The organism is Chryseobacterium joostei, assembly GCF_003815775.1.
Classification (GTDB): domain Bacteria; phylum Bacteroidota; class Bacteroidia; order Flavobacteriales; family Weeksellaceae; genus Chryseobacterium; species Chryseobacterium joostei.
The window spans coordinates 4829860-4850131 of record NZ_CP033926.1; the positions used below are offsets into that span (position 1 = coordinate 4829860).

A 20272-nucleotide genomic window follows, 5' to 3' on the forward strand; every position below is an offset into this window, starting at 1 on the left:
TCTGAAAAATGGAATCCTATACGGAAAGAATACTTATTACAGGTGCCTTGGGACAAATTGGCACGGAGCTTACGAATAGACTTGTGGAGATCCACGGAGCGGAAAATGTTGTGGCTTCAGGACTGGACAGATGGCAGGAGGGGATTACCTCTGCAGGACATTATGAGAGAATGGATGTGACCAATACACAATTGGTAAGACAGGTAATTAAGGATTATGACATCACTACAGTGTATCACTTGGCATCGCTTTTATCTGGAACTTCTGAAAAGCAGCCTATTTTCGCCTGGAAATTGAATCTTGAGCCTCTTCTTAACTTTTGTGAAATGGCTAAGGAAGGACTGCTTAAAAAGATCTTCTGGCCAAGCTCAATTGCTGTGTTTGGAAAAGGAATCCCTAAGCATGATGTTGGACAGGATGTAGTCTTAAACCCAACCACTGTTTATGGAATTTCTAAAATGGCAGGGGAGAAGTGGTGTGAATACTACTTCGATAAATATGGAGTAGATGTAAGAAGTATCAGATATCCTGGATTGATCTCATGGAAAACTCCTGCAGGTGGTGGTACTACTGACTACGCGGTTGAGATTTTCTACAAAGCAATTGAAGAGGGAAAATATACAAGCTTCATTTCTGAAGATACAGGAATGCCAATGTTGTATATGGATGATGCGATTAATGCAACCCTAAAACTAATGGATGCTCCGAAGGAAAGTTTAACTGTTCGCTCTTCATATAATCTAGGGGGAATGTCATTTACTCCAAAAGAATTAGCAGCAGAAATTAAGAAAGAAATTCCTGATTTTGCGATTGATTATAATCCAGATTTCAGACAGGCAATTGCAGATTCATGGCCGGCATCTATTGATGATTCTGTAGCTAAAAAAGATTGGGGATTGACCTATGATTTCGGAATTTCTGAAATGACGAAGGACATGATCAAGAATCTAAAAGTAAAATTAGCTAAGCATTAATAATGTAAAGTAATGCTTTAATTATTTATTATTTTAACATCTGATTTTTAATTTATTATAACTTTTATCTAAAATATAATTTAAATGATATTATTGACTTTCAACATTACAAATATTGAAGCTGAACCCAAAAATGGCTCACCAATTACTAGTGAAGAAAGATTGAAAATTATAGAAGAGAATACGAAAGCTATTCTTAGAATTTTAGATATTCATGATACAAAAGCGAGCTTTTTTGTGGAGGTTTCTCTTACTGAAAAACTCCAGAATCTTATAAAGGCAATTTCATCCAAAGGGCATGAAATTGCCTTTTATAATAGAGATTCAAATCTTGAAGAAATTGAAGATGCCAAGAAGAATATTCAGGATCTTCTGGAAAAACAAATCAGAGGAATTCGTCAAAAAGACATTAAGATTCCACAAGAGAATCTGAAGCTGATGGAATTTAATTATGTGTCTAATGTTGATAATGCGAATATTCTTTTTCCTTTCAAGCGTCTTAAAAGAGATACTGAAATTACGGAAGAAGATGGATTGAGTATTGTGCCGGAAAGCATCTCTCCTTATAGTCAATTACCCTACAATGATTTTGTATTTCAGATTTTGCCAATGAAGTATTACCAGAACATGGTATTGGAAACACTGCAGAATGAAGAATTTGTTTTGATCTACCTTAATGCCTGGCAGTTTACGGACTTCAAGAAATACCGTTTTGATATTCCGTTTTACAGAAGCTTGTTTTCGGGCAAAAAAATGGAGGACAAATTAGATGCCCTCCTTAGTTTCATCAACGAGAAAGATATGGCTACTTCCCGTATGAAAGATTATATTTTTTAGGTTGCAGATGATAGGTTTCAGGGATTAGGTGTTGGGTAATAGAGAGGAATATTTCTCTTAACTATCAAATTTTGAATCTTATATTTTAATAGTGAAATTCTTTCTATCATTTATACTCTAAAACACTCTTACACTCTAACCAGTAATCCTGTTAGCTAAGCTCAAAAAGAGTAATTTCAGGCAATACCCCAACTCTTCCAGGATATCCTAATACCCCAAAACCTCTGTTTACATACAGTAATCTACCCTCGCTTTCGTATAGATCTGCCCATTTCGGATAACGGTATTGAACCGGCGACCATTTTATATTTTTAAGATCCAACCCAAACTGCATCCCGTGAGTGTGGCCCGAAAGGGTTAGGTGGATGTTTCCCGGATGTTTTTTTACCACATAATCAAAGTGGGTAGGGTCATGGCTCATGAGGATCTTTGTAGCGGATTCAGGTACATTTTTTAAAGCCTCGTCAATTTTTCCAAACTGTGGAAAAGGTTTTAACCCCCAGTTTTCAACGCCGAGAATGTATAATTTTTCTCCGTTTTTCTCAATGATCCTGTTTTCATTTCTCAGCATGTCAAATCCAGCTTGTTTTTCATAGCCAATCAACGTGTCAAGATTTTCTTTTTTTGCAGCAGGTGATTCCCAGGTTACATAATCGCCATAATCATGGTTTCCTAAAACTGCAAACTTGCCATCTTTAGCCTTGATTTGTGAAAATAAAGGAATAAAAGGCTTAAATTCATCTGCAACATTGTTTACCATATCACCTGTAAATAGAACAAGATCAGGTTTTTGCTCGTTGATGAGATCCACAGCATGTTGTAGCTTACTTGGATCGGCAAAGCTTCCACTGTGAACATCTGAAATCTGAATGATTTTATATCCTTTAAAGCTTTTCGGAAGATTTGGGAATTTCACCTTTACCTTTCTTACTTTATGCCTGTATTTCCCGAAAGTAATTCCATCTATGAATAGGGCAGAAAGAACTCCGCTCATTCCAAGTCCCACAAGGCTCAGGAATTTTCTTCTCTCAGGAAAAAATGTTTCCTTGGGACCGGCCATATTAACGAAATAGCCACCTAATCTGAATAAATCATCAATCAATAAAAATAAAACCACAAAGATTTTAGGAAGAATAAATATCAAAAATAAGGAAATCATGATTTGGGCCTTCATCATACTTCGGTCTGATCTCTGATAATGAGTAACCTCGTAGGCGAAAATCCCATAAACAATTAATGATACTACCCAATAACCAATTCTTATCCATAAATTATCTGTAAGCGTTCTTATGGCTTGATAAATGTAAACTTCCAAAAAAAGGAAGATCCCGGCAATAATTAAAAGATTTTTTTGCATGTTCTGATTCAAAAAAAGCACAAAGAATAACTTCCCTGTGCTTTTATATTCTTTTATTGTTTAAAATATTTTAAGGAAATCTATAAACGATAGCATTGATGTTCATTCCGGCACCTACCGAAGTCATTACAATGTTACCTTTATCTTTAAACGATTGACCCTCCATTTTTCCTTTAATTATTAAATCATACATGGTAGGAATGGTTGCAACAGACGTATTTCCAAGGTCTTGAATTGTCATAGGAGAGATCGCGTGATCGTATTCCTTGATGTCATAAAGCCTGTGAAGTCTTTCAATCATCGCATAATCCATCTTGGCATTGGCCTGGTGAATTAAGATTTTATCGATATCTTCAATAGAAAGTCCGGCATCTGTAATGGTATCCTTGATTGCAACAGGAACGTTTTTAAGAGCGTATTCGTAGATCTTTCTACCCAGCATTCTTACGTAAAGACGTTTTTGGTCTACTTCCTTGTTGATAGAGGGTTGATTTTCAAGGTAGTTTAATTCCGGACCATTATCACAAATTGTATTGTGAGCAATGATTCCTACGTTTTCCTCATCTGTTGCCTTTACTACTACAGCACCTGCACCATCAGCAAAAATCATTCTGTTTCTATCGTGTGGATCCGTTACACGGCTTAAAGTTTCTCCTCCGATTACTAAAACTGTTTTTGCAACCTTGGCTTTAATTAGATTATCAGCTAAAATCATAGCTTCCACCCATCCAGGACATCCGAAAAGCATATCATACGTTACGCATTTTCTGTTTTTGATCCCTAGTTTATTCTTTACCCTCGCTGCCATTGTCGGCATGAAATCAGCATATCCGTTCTCAGTAACTTCCCCGAAATTACTCGCGTAAATAATATAATCCAGTTCTTCGCCGTCTACCTTTGCATCCTCAAGGGCAATTTTTGCGGCTTCATAACCGATCTGTGAATTGGAAAGACCATCTTCAATGAATCTCCTGTTTTCGATTTCTGTAATTTCTACAAACTTCGCAATGGTTTCTTCCACAGGCTTTTCAATTTTCACTCCGTCTTCAGTATAGAATTCGGAATTCATGAAGTAATCTCTACCAATAACTCTGTTCGGGATATAACATCCAGAGCCAATAATGATCGTATTCGGCATTCGTTTATATGATTTTTTTAAAGATGCAAAGTTAATAATTAATATTAATAACCGAGAATTAAAAATATTATTAAATTTGCAAAAATTGTACTTTACAATCTATGAAAAACAACTCATCCTTAAAAGGCTTACTCATTGCAGCTGTGGCGTTTATCGGTGCCTTTGGGATCTACTTCCTTTTTTTAGCCAAGAAGAATTATTATGTTGTAGATAATCCTACCCCCAATACGTATTACTTTAAGATCAATAACGGTTCTGAAGGAATCATTTCGGCGGGGCAGTATGTGCATGTGGATTTGAATAAGGGAAAAAACTCTATTCAGGTTTTCGACCAAAATAAAAAAATGCTTTACGATTCGGCATTTGAAGTAAATAAACTTCGTGGTCTGCTTAATATCGCACATCAGGATTACTATGTGAATGACCAGTACTACGGGTATAACCTTAAAAAAGATTCGTTATTGATGGCACTTGATAAGACTGTCATAGACGGAAAGGAATATCTCGGAGGAGCAAAGCGTTTCAATAAGCTTTACACAGAAGAATTTTATTACAATGTAGATGAAGATTATGATAAATTGATCAAGAACATCCAGAAAGTGGAATCGAGATCAAAGATCTTCAGAAAGCAGGATTACCTAAATTATTACAAAGAATATTACAAGTTTTAAGTTTTGACAAAAGATATTACCAAAGTTACTCCCTACAATTCGGAGGCTACAAAGAAAAGCCAGGTAGAGGATATGTTCGACAATATTGCACCGAAGTATGACCTTTTAAACAGAGTTTTATCCATGAAAATTGATATTTTGTGGAGAAACAAACTGGTAAAATGGATGAAAAATGATAATCCGCAGGAAGTGCTGGATGTGGCTACAGGAACGGGAGATCTGGCAATTACTATTGAAAAAGGAACCGGTTCCAAAGTAGTTGGTTTAGATTTATCACAACAAATGCTGAATGTTGGCGTTATTAAAATAAAAAAACTTAAATTAGACGGCAAAATTTCCATGCAAAAAGGGGATGCAGAAAATTTACCTTTCGAGGACAATAGATTTGATGCTGTTTCCGTTGCATTTGGAGTGAGGAATTTTGAGAACCTTACCAAAGGTTTAGCAGAGTTAAGAAGAGTAGTTAAAGATAACAAGAGTGTTTATATACTGGAGTTTTCAAAGGTTGAGGGTTTTTTAGGACCATTTTATATGTTTTATTTCAAAAATATATTGCCTGCCATAGGCAGATTGGTTTCTAAAGATAATAGGGCGTATACATACCTTCCGGATTCTGTAAATGCTTTTCCTTTCGGGGAGAAGATGAAGCAAATTCTTTTAGATACGGGATTTAAGAAAGTAGAATATAAAAAATTAAGTTTAGGTATAGCCACAATTTATAAAGCAACAAAGTAACCTATGAATAAATTTCTATTAAAAGCACTGGTTTTGACCTCAGTAAATGTTGCCGTTTTTGCAAACGCGCAATTTAGAACCCGAAACAGAATGGACAAGTTGGAAGATTTCGACGAGCAGAAATTCAGTTGGGGGTTTTATTTGAACGGGAATAGACTAGACTACCGAATTGTATTGCATCCAAGATACGGGATGAATGAAAATGAAAACCTTGTTTCCTCTAAGGAAAGTTACAGTTTCGGTGCTGGGCTTATTGCAAAATGGAGACTGAATGACTATCTGGATGTAAGGATAGAACCAGGTCTACAGTTTGCACAAAGACAGTTGACTTTTAATACTCAATCCAATGATATCTATGCGGGGGGATCATTAACCAATCCTCCGTTTATGCCTATTCCTCTAACAGATAAAGATAAAGTAAGAGAAATTAAGTCTACATTGGTTGATATTCCGGTACTTTTGGAACTTCACGGGCGAAGATGGTATAATTCAAGACCATACGTCGCAGCTGGGGTAAATTATATCGTGAACCTACAATCCAACTCAGGATCTACTGATGATAACATGCAGCAGATCTTCAGGTCTACAACGCATAATTTTGCTTGGTCTGCAGAAATGGGTATCCAGTTTTACTTCAATAAGTTTAAACTGACTCCCGGGGTAAGAGGAACATTCTTCATGAATAATGAAAAAGTGGCTGATAATGCAACTACACCTCCTTATTGGGCATCTGCCGTTTCTACATTACAGACAAGAGCAATCATGTTTGTGTTGAAATTTGAATAAAAAAATATCACGTTGAAAATACAAAGGAGGTGCATCTGCATCTCCTTTTTTGTTGAGATTACAAAATATAGGACGTTTTATTTTTGTTAGTGTTATTATTTTTTTATTTTTGCTTCTAGTTAGAATATACAAACCTGAAATGCTTCAAGATTTAGAAAACAATTTTTCAGAATTAGAGAGAAAGATTTTGACTCTTCAAAAGAATTACAAAAATCTTACTGAAAATTTATCAGAATTAAGTATTGAGCATGAAGACCTGAAGAAGAAGTATGATGAGGAGAGAAGAAAAAATCAGGTATTAGCAGAAGAACAAAAAAATATAAAACTTTATTCAGCAATATCAGGAAATCCTGAACACAATAGGTTAATGAAAAATCACATCAACAGATTGGTAAAAGAAATAGATTTCTGTATTGCGCAGCTTCAAAACAGTGGATTATAATGGAGGTAAGGAGAATAACCGTCAACATTGCAGGAAGAGTGTATCCGCTGAACGTACCGGCAGCAGAGGAAGAAACTTTGCGTAAAGTAGGGAAGCAGATTGAGAATATGATTAAAGATTTTGAACAGAACTTCGATGTAAGAGATAAACAAGATGCTTTGGCTATGTGTGCCCTTAAACTGGGAACTAATGCAGAAGTAGTGTCTCTTAACTACGAGAAAAATATTAATTCGAGCAACGAAAGATTAAAACAAATTAATCAATCGTTGAATGAAATCGGGAAATAGATTTTTTTTCCTGAACAAGCTGCCTACAATGATTCTAACACATTAAAGGTAAACTCAACGCTAAGCAATTACCGAACAAATGTCCATCGAATGGCGTGCCGGGTCTTCCGGATTACAGACAGTGGAAATCAGTTCAAATCGTGTTGATTAGGAGTTTACTCTCAATCCCTGGATTATTGTGGGCTTTTTTTATTTAAAGGATATGAATACAATTAAAACTCAATATAAATTATGATAGAAGTTATAGTCGGTGTTGTTTGTTTAGTAATTGGTGCTGTCGTAGGAATGTTTTTTTCCAGAAGCTCACTGAATACTAAGGCAAAATTTATCATAGATGATGCAACTAAAAATGCCGAAAACCTTATAGAAAAAGCTAACGTACAAGCTGAATCCATAAAGAAAGAAAAGAATCTTCAAGCTAAGGAAAAATTCCTTGAACTAAAATCTCAGCATGATGCAGACATCCAATCTCGTGAGAAAAAGATGCAGGAAGCTGAAAAAAGAACGAAAGACAAGGAACACAAACTGAATGACGAACTTAGCAAGACAGGAAAACTTGAAAAGGATTTAGACAGACAGATTGCAGATTACGCCAAGAAGAACGAAATTCTAGACAGAAAACAGCAGGAATTAGATATAGCTACCGCTAAAAAAGTTGAAATACTTGAAAAAATCTCTAATTACACGGCTGAAGAAGCTAAGGCAGAATTGGTAGAAACCATGAAAGCTGAAGCGAAGACAAGAGCACAGGCGCACGTTCAGGGTATCATGGAGGAAGCTCAGATGAATGCTAAAAACGAAGCCAGAAAAATTGTTATCCAAACGATCCAAAGAATCGGGACAGAGCAGGCCATCGAAAACTCAGTATCAGTATTCAACATTGAATCTGACGAAGTAAAAGGTAGAATTATTGGTAGAGAAGGTAGAAACATCCGTGCATTAGAAGCAATAACAGGAGTTGAGATCATCGTTGATGATACTCCGGAAGCTATTCTTCTTTCGTGTTTTGATCCGGTAAGAAGAGAGATTGCAAGGCTATCCCTTCACAGATTGGTTACAGATGGTAGAATCCACCCGGCAAGAATTGAAGAAGTAGTAGAAAAAACGAGAAAGCAAATTGAAGAGGAGATCATTGAAGTAGGAAAAAGAACAATTATTGACCTTGGAATCCACGGATTGCACCCAGAGTTAATTAAGATCGTTGGTAGAATGAAGTATCGTTCTTCATACGGACAAAACTTACTACAGCACTCAAGAGAAGTAGCAAACATTGCTGCAACAATGGCTGCTGAATTAGGCTTAAACGTAAAATTAGCTAAAAGAGCAGGTCTATTACACGATATTGGTAAAGTTCCTGAACAGGAATCTGAATTACCACATGCTTTATTAGGAATGCAGTGGGCTGAGAAATACGGTGAAAACCCAGAAGTAGTAAATGCAATTGGAGCTCACCACGACGAAATCGAAATGAAGTCGCTATTATCTCCAATCATTCAGGTTGCCGATGCTATTTCAGGAGCAAGACCGGGAGCAAGAAGACAAGTATTGGAATCTTACATCCAGAGGTTGAAAGACCTTGAATCTGCAGCGTTAAGCTTCGATGGAGTATCAAGTGCTTATGCAATCCAGGCAGGTAGAGAATTAAGAGTAATGGTAGAGAGCGGAAAAGTAAATGATGAAGTAGCTTCTCAACTATCTTACGATATCTCTGAAAAGATCCAGAATGAACTAACTTATCCTGGACAGGTAAAAGTAACAGTAATCAGAGAAACGAGAGCTGTGAATATTGCAAGATAATAATCAGATCAAGATATTTTATAAAAACCTTTCAAGAAATTGAAAGGTTTTTTTATTTTTATCAAAATTTAACAATGCAAGAACTGTCCCTGTCTTCAAAATTGAAGTACATTTTTTCGATTCCCGTTATTATTTCTGCCCTAGGATATTTCGTAGACATCTATGATCTCCTCTTATTTGGGATTGTAAGGATCCCCAGCTTAAAAGCCTTGGGGCTTAATCCTGATGCCGACGGAACCTTTATTCTGAATTGCCAGATGGTGGGACTTCTTATCGGAGGAGTTTTTTGGGGTATTTTCGGGGATAAAAAGGGGCGGCTTTCCGTACTCTTTGGTTCCATTCTAGTGTATTCTCTTGCCAATATTGCCTGTGGTTTTTTACCTTATTTTCCAAAAGAGCATTTAGTGTATCAATATGCTGGTCTAAGGTTTATTGCGGGAGTAGGCTTAGCTGGAGAGCTTGGAGCCGGAATTACGCTGGTTTCTGAGAGTCTGCCAAAGAATTTAAGAGCCATTGGAACTTCTGTTGTGGCGGGTTTTGGACTGATGGGGGCCGTCGTTGCCCAACTTACGGTAGAATTAGCCGGAGGATGGAATATCTCTTATATTATTGGAGGAATTATGGGAATTCAATTGCTGATTTTAAGAATAAGCGTATCAGAATCAGGAATATATAAGAATATTGAACATAAAAATGTCTCAAAAGGAAATTTTCTATCCTTTTTCACGAATAAAGACAGGTTAATAAGATACTTAAAATGTATTGCAGTAGGGTTGCCGACATGGTACTGTATTGGGATTTTGGCTGTTTTGGCTAATCAATTTGCCCCTGAATTCGGAATAAAGGATCTCAGTCCCGGAAAGGCAATTATGTGGGCGTATGTGGGGATTTCTGTGGGTGATTTGATGAGTGGTTTTATTTCTCATGCCTTAAAATCACGGAAAATGGCAATATTTTATATGTTGGTTTTCACCATTATTGGGGTTACATTCATGCTGTTTGGAAATACGGATACAGAAACAAAATATTATCTGTTTTGTGTTTGGCTGGGACTGGGAACAGGATATTGGGCGATGTTTGTCACCCTTGCAGCAGAGCAGTTCGGAACAAATATCAGAAATACAGCAACCACAACTGTTCCCAATATGGTAAGAGGATTGGTACCGGTGATGATCCTTGCTTTTGATCTCCTTAAAGTTAATTTTTCTGTGATTATAAGTGCTGCCATTGTTGGGATAGTCGTATTTGGACTTGCGTTTTATTCGTCCCTTACGATCTCGGAAACCCATGATAAGGACCTTGAATTTATTGAGTAATTTACTTTGTTTAATAATTCAAGATAATATATTTCTTATTTATAATAGGGTAATTATATTAAAATCAATAATATATTAACTTTTAATAAAAAATATCTTGCGTGTAATTAATATTTGTTTAACTTTGGATACGAACTAAAACTATATTGTTTAATCAAAACCAAGACCCATGAACATTATTAAGAATGCTAAAAAATTAAGAAAAGAAGACTTAAAGAATATTGCAGGAGGGATAAGCGGAAATCCAGATCTATCTCTTTGCGGATGCAGCTGCTCAGGAACTGTAGTTGGACCTAAATATTGTCCTCAGTATATAGCTTGTCCTCAGGTTTATACTTGCGGTGAAGTTTAAGAAATTATTTCAATACGAAATAAACATTTCCACATTTAATAGGCAGAACCCTTTTGATTTTCAAGAGGGTTCTGTCGTTTTTAATGAATAATATAAAGTAAACTTCCTATACTGATGGTTACCCAAAGCAATACAGCAGTTAATAAAGGCTTAAAACCAATTGTTTTTAGGGTTTGTAGAGAAAGAGTAGAACCAATAAAAAATAAGGTCAGATTCAGGCCTGATTTGGCTACTGAAGTGATGATGGTACTGAAGCTATCCATAAAAGGGAAATAGGTATTCAATAAAATCGCCAATATGAAGTATCCGATGAACCACGGTATTTTTATTTTTGAATCCTTACTCTTAAAAACGAACATGGTAATCAGGGAAATGGGTATGATCCATAAAGCACGGGCTAATTTCACGGTAGTGGCAATTTTTAAGGCCTCATCTCCATATTTACTAGCTGCACCCACTACAGAACTTGTGTCATGAATTCCAACGGCGCACCAAAGCCCAAACTGTTCCTGTGAAAGATTCAGCAAGTGCCCAATAGCCGGATAAACGAATAAAGCAATGGAGTTTAACGTAAAAACAATGGCCAATGCCAGGGAAATTTGTCTTGTGCTGGGCTTAATAATAGGAGAAACAGCAGCAATGGCACTTCCGCCACAAATGGCAGTGCCTGCAGAAAGAAGATAGGAAAGGGGTCTTTCAAGTTTAAATACTTTTCCTAAAACATATCCCAAAAGCATTACTGTAGCAATGCTCACTACAGTTAACATTAACCCTGTTTTTCCGGCGTGAAGAGCTTCATCCAGTTTTAATCCGAAGCCAAGCCCGACAATGGAAATCTGCAGTAATAAATGAATATATTGGTGGAGATGTTTTTCAAAAGGGTTTCCCAAAAAAACAGCCAGGGCAAAACCTAATACCAAGGCAATGGGAGATGATACCAACGGAGTTAAGGATAAGACGGCTAATCCAATAAAAATTACTTTTCGTGTTGCTTCATTTTGAATGAAATCTTTCATATTGCGAACGTTTAAAATCTGGAACAAAATTCCGCAATATAGTATTACAAAGTAAATTGTATTTTGTTATTTTGGATAACTAGAAGTTATAATTAATGTAAAATGTAAAATGTAAAATGTAAAATGTAAAATGTAAAATGTAAAATGTAAAATGTAAAATGTAAAATGTAAAATGTGTTTCAGATAATCAACTATGGCAGCAGAAGAATCATTACTACTTTTTACGTGAATACTTTATACATTGTACAAACCAATTATTCAGCAAATTTCAGGAAAAGCTTAATTAATTCAGATTGTTCACCTTTTGGAAGAATAAAATGAAAATCCCTTTCGATACTAAAGTTTTTAATGTCAATAACCGTAAGGATGTTGTTTTTCAATTCGTTCAAAATGGTACTTATAGAAAGAAAAGCCATGCAATCCGAATGAAGAAGGTAGTTTTTAATACTTTCACTGCTTCCCAGCTGAATAACGGTATTCAATTCATTGATATTGATTTCCTTTTCCTTTAAACGGTTTTGGATAAACTCCAGCGTTCCTGAGCCCTGTTCACGGAAAATAAGATCCAGTTGGTACAGATCTTTTAAGTTTAAGGTTTTATTCGCCAGAAGATGATCCGATTTTGCAGCCAGTACAATTTCATCAGGTTTAAAGGTTTTATATTCAAAATAAGAAGACTGTGATTCTCCTTCAATAATACCCAGATCAATCTTTTCTTCTTTTAAAAGGGAGGAAATTGCTTCTGTATTTCCGGTAAGAAGCTCTATTTTGATGTCTTTGTAATACGCATTGAATTTCGCCAGAATTTCAGGTAAAATGTATTGAGCAACGGTTGTGCTGGCTCCAATAATAAGTTTTCCTTTATGCTGTTGATTAATCTGATTGATTTCAAATTCCAGATCACGGTAAATATTTCTGATCTTTTCAGCATATTCATACAGAATCTTTCCACTTTGTGTCAATTGAATGGAAGTACCTTTTCTGTCAAATAATTTAGTTTCCAGCTGAACTTCAATTTCCTTAATATGTTTTGTAACTGCCGGCTGCGAAATATGAAGCTCCTCAGAAGCCTTAGTAAAACTTAGCCTGGAAGCCACAGTATGGAAAACTTTTAACCTGTAATCGAACATGGGACAAAAATACGGATTATAGTTGTAAGATTTGGGGTTTTAGCGTTTGAGAATAGGAGTGTTTGAGAGTCTTAGCGTTGGGATTATATTGTTCAGAAAATAGAAGACAAGAAATAATTTGAAATCCAAGATTCAAAATCATCTTGGTTATGGCGTATCACGGTACATTTATAAAAAGTCTGAAATAGATTTATCCTGCTGGTTTTCATACCTTCTGTTCTTGGCTACTCCAATTTTCTGCTTGGTGTAAATGCTGTTGTGTCCTGACAGAAGATAGGAAACAATACATGCAATGGCAATATAAGCACCACTTTCTGCACCAAATAATTCAATGCCCATCAGCATACACGCGAGCGGAGTATTGGTTGCTCCCGCAAATACAGCCACAAACCCCATTCCGGCTAATAACCCAAATGGTAACGGAATAAACAAGGATAGCGCACTCCCTAAGGTTGCCCCGATAAAGAATAAGGGAGTGACTTCGCCACCTTTAAATCCCGCAGAAAGAGTAACGATAGTGAAAATCATTTTCAAGGCAAAATCATAAAAGGGAAGTTGTTTTTCAAAGGATTCTAAGATAACGGGAACTCCTAATCCAATATAGCGGGTTGTGCCCATTGCGAAAACTGCCAAAGCAACAATAGTTCCTCCAATTACAGGACGAAGTGGCGGATATTTAATTTTTGATTTAAAAAGAGAGCTAGCCCAATGAATCATTTTACTGAATGCAGCCGCACAAATTCCAAAGGCAATACCTGCTAAAATACTACATAGAATTGGTAAGAACTCCAATTTTGGAATGATATCAATATGATAATGAGTATGCTTTACATTCCAGAGGTTGGTTGTCCAATCTGCAAGTATAGCTGAAGCAAAAGCAGGAAATATGGCATTGTACCGTATTCTTCCAATCAGAAAAACCTCAAGCCCAAATACTGCTCCGGCTAAAGGGGTTCCGAAAACAGATCCAAATCCAGCCGCAATTGCTGCAATAATTAATATTTTTCTTTCGTTTTTATCAAGCTTAAAAGGCTTGGTGAGTTGGTCTGCAATAGCACCTGCCATCTGAAGAGCGGTTCCTTCACGTCCTGCGGAACCTCCAAACAGATGCGTAGCAATGGTTCCCAGATAAACAAAAGGAGCCATTTTGAATGGAATAATTTCTTTGGGATCATGAATATTGTCAATCAGGAGGTTATTTCCTGCCTCAACATCTTTTCCAAAATAATAATATAAAAGTCCGATGAAGAAGCCTACAACAGGAAGTAGTGCAATTAACCATAAATGATTTTCCCTGAAATTGGTAGCCCATTCTAACGATTGTAAAAATCCTGCAGAAGCTGTTCCTACCAGTAAGCCAATAATCATACTAATGAACAGCCACTTTAAAATATAAGGTAGTGCCGGGAATTTTCTTAAAAAAAATTGGGTGTGAAAAATTACTTTCTTACTAAGTGTCCATTGATGTTTTGACATAATAATCCTGATTAGTTATTGGTTAATAATCTATTAATCAGGCGTCATCAGCTTTTGTAAAGCGGTTGGGTAAGGAAGAACACCATTTCCTTTTGATAGTGCAAATATAAAAAGAAGAATCTATTTTTCAAAAAATTCTAAGAGCTGTGTGAAAATAAATAGAAATATGTCATTTAATATTCACTTCTAAGTTCCAAAATCTTATAAAAAAGGTTTCATTTCATCTTCAATCTGCGTTCTCAGATCCATCAGGCGTTTGGCATATTGTTCTTTTTGTCTTTCTTCTTCAGTTTCAGGAGTCCATTTCGGAACAGGTAGCTTTTTACCATTCTCGTCTACTGCTACAAATACAATGATACAGTGTGTTTTTTTATCAAAAGTAGGTTGCTTTAGGTTTCGGGAAAAGACATTGATGGAAATATGCATACTGGAAGATCCCGTATAGATCACCTGTGCATCCACTTTTACCACTTCACCTATCTTGATAGGCTCATAAAATCGAATTCCTCCAACATATACGGTTACAGAATAATTTCCGCTCCAGGTGGTGGCACACGCATAGCCTGCCTGATCAATCCATTTCATAACGCTTCCACCGTGTACATTGCCACCGTAGTTAACATCTGATGGTTCTGAAATAAACTGAAAAGTAATAGGTTTGTTCTGCATCTTTATAAAATTTTAATAAAGTTATTTAATAATTTCCAAAGTTTTAGATTAAATCCTACTTTTGAAAGACGAAATGGGTATAAAACCGAATTTTAACAAATAACAGACTTAAAGATAGTAATGAAGAAAGTATTTTACCTTAACACATGTGATACTTGTAGAAAGATTTTAGCACAGTTTGACCTTACAGACTGGGAGCTTCGTGAGATCAAAAAACAACCAATCACCAAAGAGGAATTGGAGGAAATGCATAAAATGACAAAGTCGTATGATGCGTTGTTCAGTAGAAAATCTACCCAGATCAAACTAAGAGGTTTAGATGTGAAGTCTCTGACTGAAAAAGCTTTTAAGGAATTATTATTGGATCATTATACATTCCTAAAGCGTCCTGTTTTCCTTACAGATAAAGAAATTTTTGTTGGAAATGATAAAAAGAATATTGAAGCTTTGAGAGAGTTCTTTGGAGTGAATGAATAAAATTCCTGATTTCCATATTTCCTTAATTTATTGTTTTATCTATATCTTGTGATTTATTTTAATGGTTTAATTATTAAATACTTATCTTTATGATTACCAAAAAATAAAATCATGACAAAAAACTTTTTAAAAACAAAGAATCTTAACAGATCAGCATTGAAAGAGATTAACGGAGGGCTAAAGCCTATTATTGTTAATTGCTATACCTTATGCGGACCTGGTGGTGGAGTGCCCTCCAATACACCTGGAGTAGGTGATGCCTGTTCCCCAGACAGAAAAGTCTGCTGCATCTGCTATTAAGTACAAAAAAATAGGCTGGAAATAAATTCCAGCCTATTTTTTATATATTTTCGAACGATTATACAAAAGGAGCCTTAACTACTTTTGCAGGAATGTTCTTGTTTCTTACCTGAATAAAGATTTCAGAACCTAGTTTGAAGTGAGGCTTGTCTACATAAGCAAGACCTAAACCGATCTTTTTCATTGGAGACTGTGTTCCGGAAGTTACTTTTCCGATTACATTTCCTTCAGCATCTACAACAGGGTAGTCATGTCTTGGAACTCCTTTGTCTGTAAGTTCAAAAGCAACTAGCTTTCTGCTTACTCCTTCTTCTTTCTGCTTTGCGAAAGTGTCCTTAGAAACAAAATCCTTATCAAACTTTGTGATCCATCCTAAACCAGCTTCAATAGGAGAAGTAGTATCATCGATATCATTTCCATAAAGACAGAATCCTTTTTCAAGTCTTAAAGTATCTCTGGAAGCCAATCCACAAGGAATAATACCTTCAGCTTCACCGGCTTTCATTATTTCGTCCCAAAGTTTCTCAGCACTTTCGTTGTTGAAATAGATTTCAAAACCACCGCTTCCTGTATATCCTGTATTCGAAATAATCACATCGTTTACTCCGGCTACACTTCCTACTGTAAAGTTATAGTAAGGGATTTCAGAAAGATTTACATCAGTAAGTTTCTGAAGAATTTCAGTAGCCTTAGGTCCCTGAACAGCCAATAATGACATATCATCAGAAGCATTGGTCATTTTTGCTCCAAATGTGTTGAATTTTGAAATATGATTCCAGTCCTTGTCAATATTAGAAGCGTTTACTACCACAAAGTATTTGTCATCCTCCATTTTGTAAACAATAAGATCATCCACAATTCCTCCGTTTTCGTTAGGAAGACATGAATATTGAGCTTTTCCGTTTTCAAGAGCATCTACATTATTAGTCGTCACATACTGTAAAAGATCTTTAGAACCCGGGCCTTCGATGAAAAACTGTCCCATGTGGGAAACATCAAATAATCCTGCTTTTTCTCTTACTGCAAAGTGCTCTTCCGTTACTCCTGAATACTGTACAGGCATTTCAAAACCTGCAAAAGGTACGATCTTAGCTCCCAAGGAAACATGTTTGTCGTACAAGGCTGTTTTCTTCATATTTAATTTTTATTTCTTTATTTTAAAACTATTAAAAGTCTCATTGAATAGGGTCATATAGTTTCCGTTCCAGAATTTCTGGCCACAGTTGATGGTTACCAGAAACAAGTCCTTGTCTTTTTGAAAGGCTCTGGTAATCCAGAACAGTTTATCTTTTTGATCAAAATACTCGTAGTAATACTCCGTATATCCTTTTTTGCTTTTGCTCTCCTTTACCTTATTTTCTGCATCTTCTGATTTATAAAGAGCCAAAACAAATTTCTTTGTTTCAGTCTTGGGAAGATTAAGGTCATGATATTCGGAAATGGTAATGGCTCCAATTTCATTGGTAGGAAAGATATTGACAATATCACTATCGTTGGTAGATTTCCATCCAGCCGGAACATTAATGGTGTAGTTGGGGCTTTCATAAGTATTTGTCTTTTGGGCAAAAAACAAACTTCCTGATACAAAAGCAGAAACAAGCAATATTCTTTTCATCGTTAAAAATGGTGTTTATATTCTTCAAGGATGATCTTGAACCATTCAGTAAAGTTTTCAGGATTTTCAGAAATCTCCTTATCTAAATCTTGAGGAGAAATGAATCTTACTTCTTCCACTTCTTCCTTATTCAAATTAAAATCAGATTCATGACTACCTACAAAAACATGGTCAAGCTCGTGTTCCCAAAGGCCTCCGCCTACATCTGCCCTATAGATAAAACTGAATTTTTCTGAAAGTTCGGCTTCAATTCCCAATTCCTCTTTCAGCCTGCGTTTAGCGCCCGCCAAATAAGTTTCTCCATCTCTCGGATGAGAACATACTGCATTGGTCCATTGATTGGGAGAATGATATTTTACCGAGGCTCTTTTTTGAAGAAGCATTTCGCCTTTACTGTTAAAAAGAAATACAGAAAAAGCACGGTGCAACAAGCCATTGATGTGAGCCTGCTGTTTTTCCATCAAACCCAAAACTTCATCCTCAGGATTTACTAAAACTACAAATTCTTCCATTTCTACAAATGTAAGAGTAATAAATGTATTTTGGAAATTTTTCGATAAACATCATGCTTTTGTAAAATGAAATGTATAAATGTAAATAAGATTAAAAAAGATATTTAAAGGGTTAGAGTAGTTATATCATTTTTTATATATTATTATGAATGATTCTTTATCTAAAAATTAAAAAAATCTCTATTTTTTACCAAAAAACAAAATCTGCAAATGAAAATTTTTAATCATAATGTACTAAATGATGGATAAAATGTTAATATTATTTATTAAATAATGATTTTTGTAGTAAATTTTTAATTTAAACTAAGATTAATACATCTGATAGTGGTAAAAGCTGTAACTTTGTTACTCAAATTGTAATGATGGAATTAGAATACATAGAGCATATAAGTCCTATTCTAAAGGATGGAGTTAAAAATTACTTAATTGATATAGACGGAACCATTACAGATGATGTTCCCAATGAAGAACCGGAAAGAATGGTTACCTGTGAACCTTATCCGGATGCATTGGAAACCGTTAATAAATGGTATGATGAAGGACATCAGATCTGTTTCTTTACCTCAAGAACCGAAAACTTAAAGCAAATCACCATAGATTGGCTGGATAAGCATGGCTTTAAATACCACAGTGTACTCTGTGGAAAACCAAGAGGTGGAAACTATCACTGGATAGATAACCACTTGGTAAGAGCTACAAGATACAAGGGTAGATTTACAGACTTGGTAGAAAAACAAGTGACTATTGAAGTGTTCAAGGAAGACGGAGAATAAAAAATATAATTAAAGATTTAAAAATTGAATGGAGCTTTTCCTTTAATTTTTAAATCTTTTCAATTTTAAATATAGTTGTATTTATGAAAGTTTTAGCAAATGACGGCCTAGACCAATCTGGAATTGATGCATTAACAGAAAAAGGGTTTGAGGTTATTACAGCAAAGGTTCCTCAGGAATTTTTGGTGGATTATATTAACGAGCACAAGATCCGTACTTTATTGGTAAGAAGTGCTACACAGGTAAGGAAAGATATTATTGACGGGTGCCCATCCATCGATATCATCGGAAGAGGGGGGGTAGGAATGGATAATATTGATGTGGACTACGCCAGAGAAAAGGGTATCCATGTAATCAATACTCCTGCGGCTTCTTCAGAATCGGTTGCTGAACTTGTTTTTGCTCACCTATTTTCAGGGGCAAGGTTTCTTCAGGATTCCAACAGAAAGATGCCTTTGGTAGGAGATACGGAATTTGCAGGACTTAAAAAAGCATATACTGCCGGTATTGAATTAAGAGGTAAAACGATTGGTATTATTGGTATGGGAAGAATAGGCCAGGAGGTTGCAAGAATTGCTCTTGGACTTGGTATGAGAGTGGTTGCAGCTGATAATAATGTAGGAAGAGCAAGCATTAAGGTAAAGTTCTACAATAATCAGTTTATTAATGTTGATATAGAAACAGAATCTCTGCAAGATGTCTTGAAGCATTCAGATTTTATCACTCTTCACGTTCCTGCTCAGAAAGACGGATATATGATTGGTAAGAATGAGTTTGAGATCATGAAAGATGGAGTAGCTATTGTTAACTGTTCCAGAGGAGGTGTAATTGATGAGAGAGCTTTAATAGAAGCTTTAGATTCCGGTAAAGTGAAGTTCGCAGGATTGGATGTTTTCATTAATGAACCTACGCCATCCAAGGAAATTCTTACCCACTCAAAAATCTCCTTAACGCCACATACTGGTGCTTCTACTTTGGAAGCTCAGGATAGAATAGGACTTTCTCTGGCAGAGCAGATTTCAAGTATTCTACAGATCCAGTAATTGGAAATTGAAGATAGAAAAAACAAAAGCACCTTAAATTAAGGTGCTTTTTTATTTACATTGCCGAATAGCAAATTATATATTGTTTTTACTTTTCAATAAATCTCTGATCTCTGTCAGTAATTTTTGATCATCTGTAGGCCCTGCCGGAGCTGGAGCATCTTTTTTGTTGATCTTATTAGCTCCTTTAATGATCCAGAAAAGAACCATGGCAATACAAAGGAAGCTGATTACTGCAGAAAGGAAGTTTCCATAGGCAACACCATTCCAGTTTAGTTTAGCGATATTTTCTGCTCCCGCTGCTTTTAATGCAGGGTTCAATATCAAAGGAGTGATTACATCTTCCACTAAAGAAGAAACAATTTTACCGAATGCTGCACCAATGATAACACCGACAGCTAAATCGAGAACATTTCCTTTAAAGGCAAAGTCTTTAAATTCTTTAACAAATCCCATAATTTATATTTTTTTAATTAGTATACACACAAAAATATAATTTAAAAATGTAAAAACATTACTTTTTATAAGTTTTTGTTCCGTAAAAGTTGATTTTTACCTCATTTATTTTA

At 35.6% G+C, this 20272-nt stretch carries 24 protein-coding genes and 1 riboswitch; of the genes, 14 read left to right on the forward strand and 10 right to left on the reverse strand.

Annotated features, from left to right (window positions below):
- Positions 1–8 precede the first annotated feature (8 nt).
- Together EG359_RS22000 and EG359_RS22005 are read left to right on the forward strand one after the other, a co-directional pair.
- The gene (locus EG359_RS22000; RefSeq protein ID WP_076354073.1) at positions 9–974 is read left to right on the forward strand and encodes an NAD-dependent epimerase/dehydratase family protein; all 966 of its coding nucleotides are present in this window, start codon (positions 9–11) and stop codon (positions 972–974) included.
- 84 nt (positions 975–1058) lie between these two features.
- Entirely contained in the window at positions 1059–1811 is a 753-nt protein-coding gene (locus EG359_RS22005) for a polysaccharide deacetylase family protein (protein WP_076354075.1), read from the forward strand.
- A 151-nt stretch (positions 1812–1962) separates the two neighbouring features.
- On the opposite strand, the gene EG359_RS22010 is transcribed toward EG359_RS22005, so the two are convergent.
- Together EG359_RS22010 and EG359_RS22015 are read right to left on the reverse strand one after the other, a co-directional pair.
- Positions 1963–3168 carry a metallophosphoesterase gene (locus tag EG359_RS22010; RefSeq protein ID WP_076354076.1) on the reverse strand — a complete coding sequence of 402 codons (1206 nt, stop codon included), beginning with the start codon at positions 3166–3168 and terminating at the stop codon, positions 1963–1965.
- Between the two features lie 70 nt (positions 3169–3238).
- Positions 3239–4306 carry a 3-oxoacyl-ACP synthase III family protein gene (locus EG359_RS22015; protein WP_076354078.1) on the reverse strand — a complete coding sequence of 356 codons (1068 nt, stop codon included), beginning with the start codon at positions 4304–4306 and terminating at the stop codon, positions 3239–3241.
- Positions 4307–4407: 101 nt separating this feature from the next.
- Here EG359_RS22015 and EG359_RS22020 point away from each other — a divergent pair, with 101 nt between their 5' ends.
- The 8 genes from EG359_RS22020 (at position 4408) to EG359_RS22055 (ending at position 10692) form a co-directional block, all read left to right on the forward strand.
- Positions 4408–4977, forward strand: a complete 570-nt coding sequence (locus EG359_RS22020) for a hypothetical protein (RefSeq protein WP_076354080.1) — start codon at positions 4408–4410, stop codon at positions 4975–4977.
- A 72-nt stretch (positions 4978–5049) separates the two neighbouring features.
- Positions 5050–5712: a bifunctional demethylmenaquinone methyltransferase/2-methoxy-6-polyprenyl-1,4-benzoquinol methylase UbiE gene (ubiE, locus tag EG359_RS22025; protein WP_262696647.1), complete on the forward strand. Its 663-nt coding sequence runs from the start codon at positions 5050–5052 to the stop codon at positions 5710–5712.
- A gap of 3 nt (positions 5713–5715) precedes the next feature.
- On the forward strand, positions 5716–6498 hold the full coding sequence (porT, locus tag EG359_RS22030) for a type IX secretion/gliding motility protein PorT/SprT (protein ID WP_076354084.1): 783 nt from the start codon (positions 5716–5718) through the stop codon (positions 6496–6498).
- A 139-nt stretch (positions 6499–6637) separates the two neighbouring features.
- Positions 6638–6940, forward strand: a complete 303-nt coding sequence (locus EG359_RS22035; protein WP_076354086.1) for a hypothetical protein — start codon at positions 6638–6640, stop codon at positions 6938–6940.
- Positions 6940–7227: a cell division protein ZapA gene (locus EG359_RS22040; RefSeq protein ID WP_076354088.1), complete on the forward strand. Its 288-nt coding sequence runs from the start codon at positions 6940–6942 to the stop codon at positions 7225–7227. Before EG359_RS22035 ends, EG359_RS22040 begins: the two co-directional genes overlap by 1 nt.
- A 231-nt stretch (positions 7228–7458) precedes the next feature.
- Positions 7459–9024, forward strand: coding sequence for a ribonuclease Y (rny, locus tag EG359_RS22045; RefSeq protein ID WP_076354090.1), 1566 nt, complete (start codon positions 7459–7461; stop codon positions 9022–9024).
- A gap of 74 nt (positions 9025–9098) precedes the next feature.
- Positions 9099–10340 carry an MFS transporter gene (locus EG359_RS22050; protein ID WP_076354092.1) on the forward strand — a complete coding sequence of 414 codons (1242 nt, stop codon included), beginning with the start codon at positions 9099–9101 and terminating at the stop codon, positions 10338–10340.
- Positions 10341–10509: 169 nt separating this feature from the next.
- Complete coding sequence (locus EG359_RS22055) at positions 10510–10692, forward strand: hypothetical protein (RefSeq protein WP_076354094.1); 183 nt, start codon at positions 10510–10512, stop codon at positions 10690–10692.
- Positions 10693–10772: 80 nt separating this feature from the next.
- Here the strand turns inward: EG359_RS22055 and EG359_RS22060 are convergent, their stop codons facing one another.
- The 4 genes from EG359_RS22060 to EG359_RS22075 all read right to left on the reverse strand — a co-directional run bounded on the left by EG359_RS22060 (position 10773) and on the right by EG359_RS22075 (position 14983).
- The gene (locus tag EG359_RS22060) at positions 10773–11708 is read right to left on the reverse strand and encodes a YeiH family protein (RefSeq protein ID WP_076354096.1); all 936 of its coding nucleotides are present in this window, start codon (positions 11706–11708) and stop codon (positions 10773–10775) included.
- A gap of 254 nt (positions 11709–11962) precedes the next feature.
- Positions 11963–12838, reverse strand: coding sequence for a LysR family transcriptional regulator (locus tag EG359_RS22065; protein WP_076354098.1), 876 nt, complete (start codon positions 12836–12838; stop codon positions 11963–11965).
- Between the two features lie 168 nt (positions 12839–13006).
- Complete coding sequence (locus EG359_RS22070) at positions 13007–14314, reverse strand: voltage-gated chloride channel family protein (RefSeq protein WP_084180408.1); 1308 nt, start codon at positions 14312–14314, stop codon at positions 13007–13009.
- A 31-nt stretch (positions 14315–14345) separates the two neighbouring features.
- Positions 14346–14413: riboswitch (Fluoride riboswitch) on the reverse strand.
- 102 nt (positions 14414–14515) lie between these two features.
- Positions 14516–14983 carry an acyl-CoA thioesterase gene (locus EG359_RS22075; protein ID WP_076354102.1) on the reverse strand — a complete coding sequence of 156 codons (468 nt, stop codon included), beginning with the start codon at positions 14981–14983 and terminating at the stop codon, positions 14516–14518.
- 120 nt (positions 14984–15103) lie between these two features.
- Here EG359_RS22075 and EG359_RS22080 point away from each other — a divergent pair, with 120 nt between their 5' ends.
- A complete protein-coding gene (locus tag EG359_RS22080; RefSeq protein ID WP_076354104.1) occupies positions 15104–15460 on the forward strand; it encodes an arsenate reductase family protein in 357 nt (118 codons plus the stop codon).
- A gap of 111 nt (positions 15461–15571) precedes the next feature.
- Positions 15572–15760, forward strand: a complete 189-nt coding sequence (locus EG359_RS22085) for a hypothetical protein (protein ID WP_076354106.1) — start codon at positions 15572–15574, stop codon at positions 15758–15760.
- Positions 15761–15818: 58 nt separating this feature from the next.
- On the opposite strand, the gene gcvT is transcribed toward EG359_RS22085, so the two are convergent.
- Genes gcvT through idi form a run of 3 tightly spaced genes read right to left on the reverse strand, consistent with a single transcriptional unit; the run spans position 15819 to position 17887 of the window.
- Complete coding sequence (gene gcvT, locus EG359_RS22090) at positions 15819–16895, reverse strand: glycine cleavage system aminomethyltransferase GcvT (protein WP_076354108.1); 1077 nt, start codon at positions 16893–16895, stop codon at positions 15819–15821.
- A gap of 9 nt (positions 16896–16904) precedes the next feature.
- Positions 16905–17375 (reverse strand): hypothetical protein, encoded by a 471-nt coding sequence (locus tag EG359_RS22095; protein WP_076354110.1) that lies wholly within the window; start codon positions 17373–17375, stop codon positions 16905–16907.
- A 2-nt stretch (positions 17376–17377) separates the two neighbouring features.
- Positions 17378–17887 (reverse strand): isopentenyl-diphosphate Delta-isomerase, encoded by a 510-nt coding sequence (gene idi / locus EG359_RS22100; RefSeq protein ID WP_076354112.1) that lies wholly within the window; start codon positions 17885–17887, stop codon positions 17378–17380.
- A gap of 362 nt (positions 17888–18249) precedes the next feature.
- On the opposite strand from idi, the gene EG359_RS22105 reads away from it, so the two are divergent.
- Both EG359_RS22105 and EG359_RS22110 read left to right on the forward strand, forming a co-directional pair.
- Entirely contained in the window at positions 18250–18660 is a 411-nt protein-coding gene (locus tag EG359_RS22105) for an LNS2 domain-containing protein (RefSeq protein WP_076354114.1), read from the forward strand.
- 83 nt (positions 18661–18743) lie between these two features.
- A complete protein-coding gene (locus EG359_RS22110; RefSeq protein ID WP_076354116.1) occupies positions 18744–19703 on the forward strand; it encodes a D-2-hydroxyacid dehydrogenase in 960 nt (319 codons plus the stop codon).
- Positions 19704–19778: 75 nt separating this feature from the next.
- Here the strand turns inward: EG359_RS22110 and mscL are convergent, their stop codons facing one another.
- Positions 19779–20159: a large conductance mechanosensitive channel protein MscL gene (mscL, locus tag EG359_RS22115; protein ID WP_076354118.1), complete on the reverse strand. Its 381-nt coding sequence runs from the start codon at positions 20157–20159 to the stop codon at positions 19779–19781.
- Positions 20160–20272: the final 113 nt, after the last annotated feature.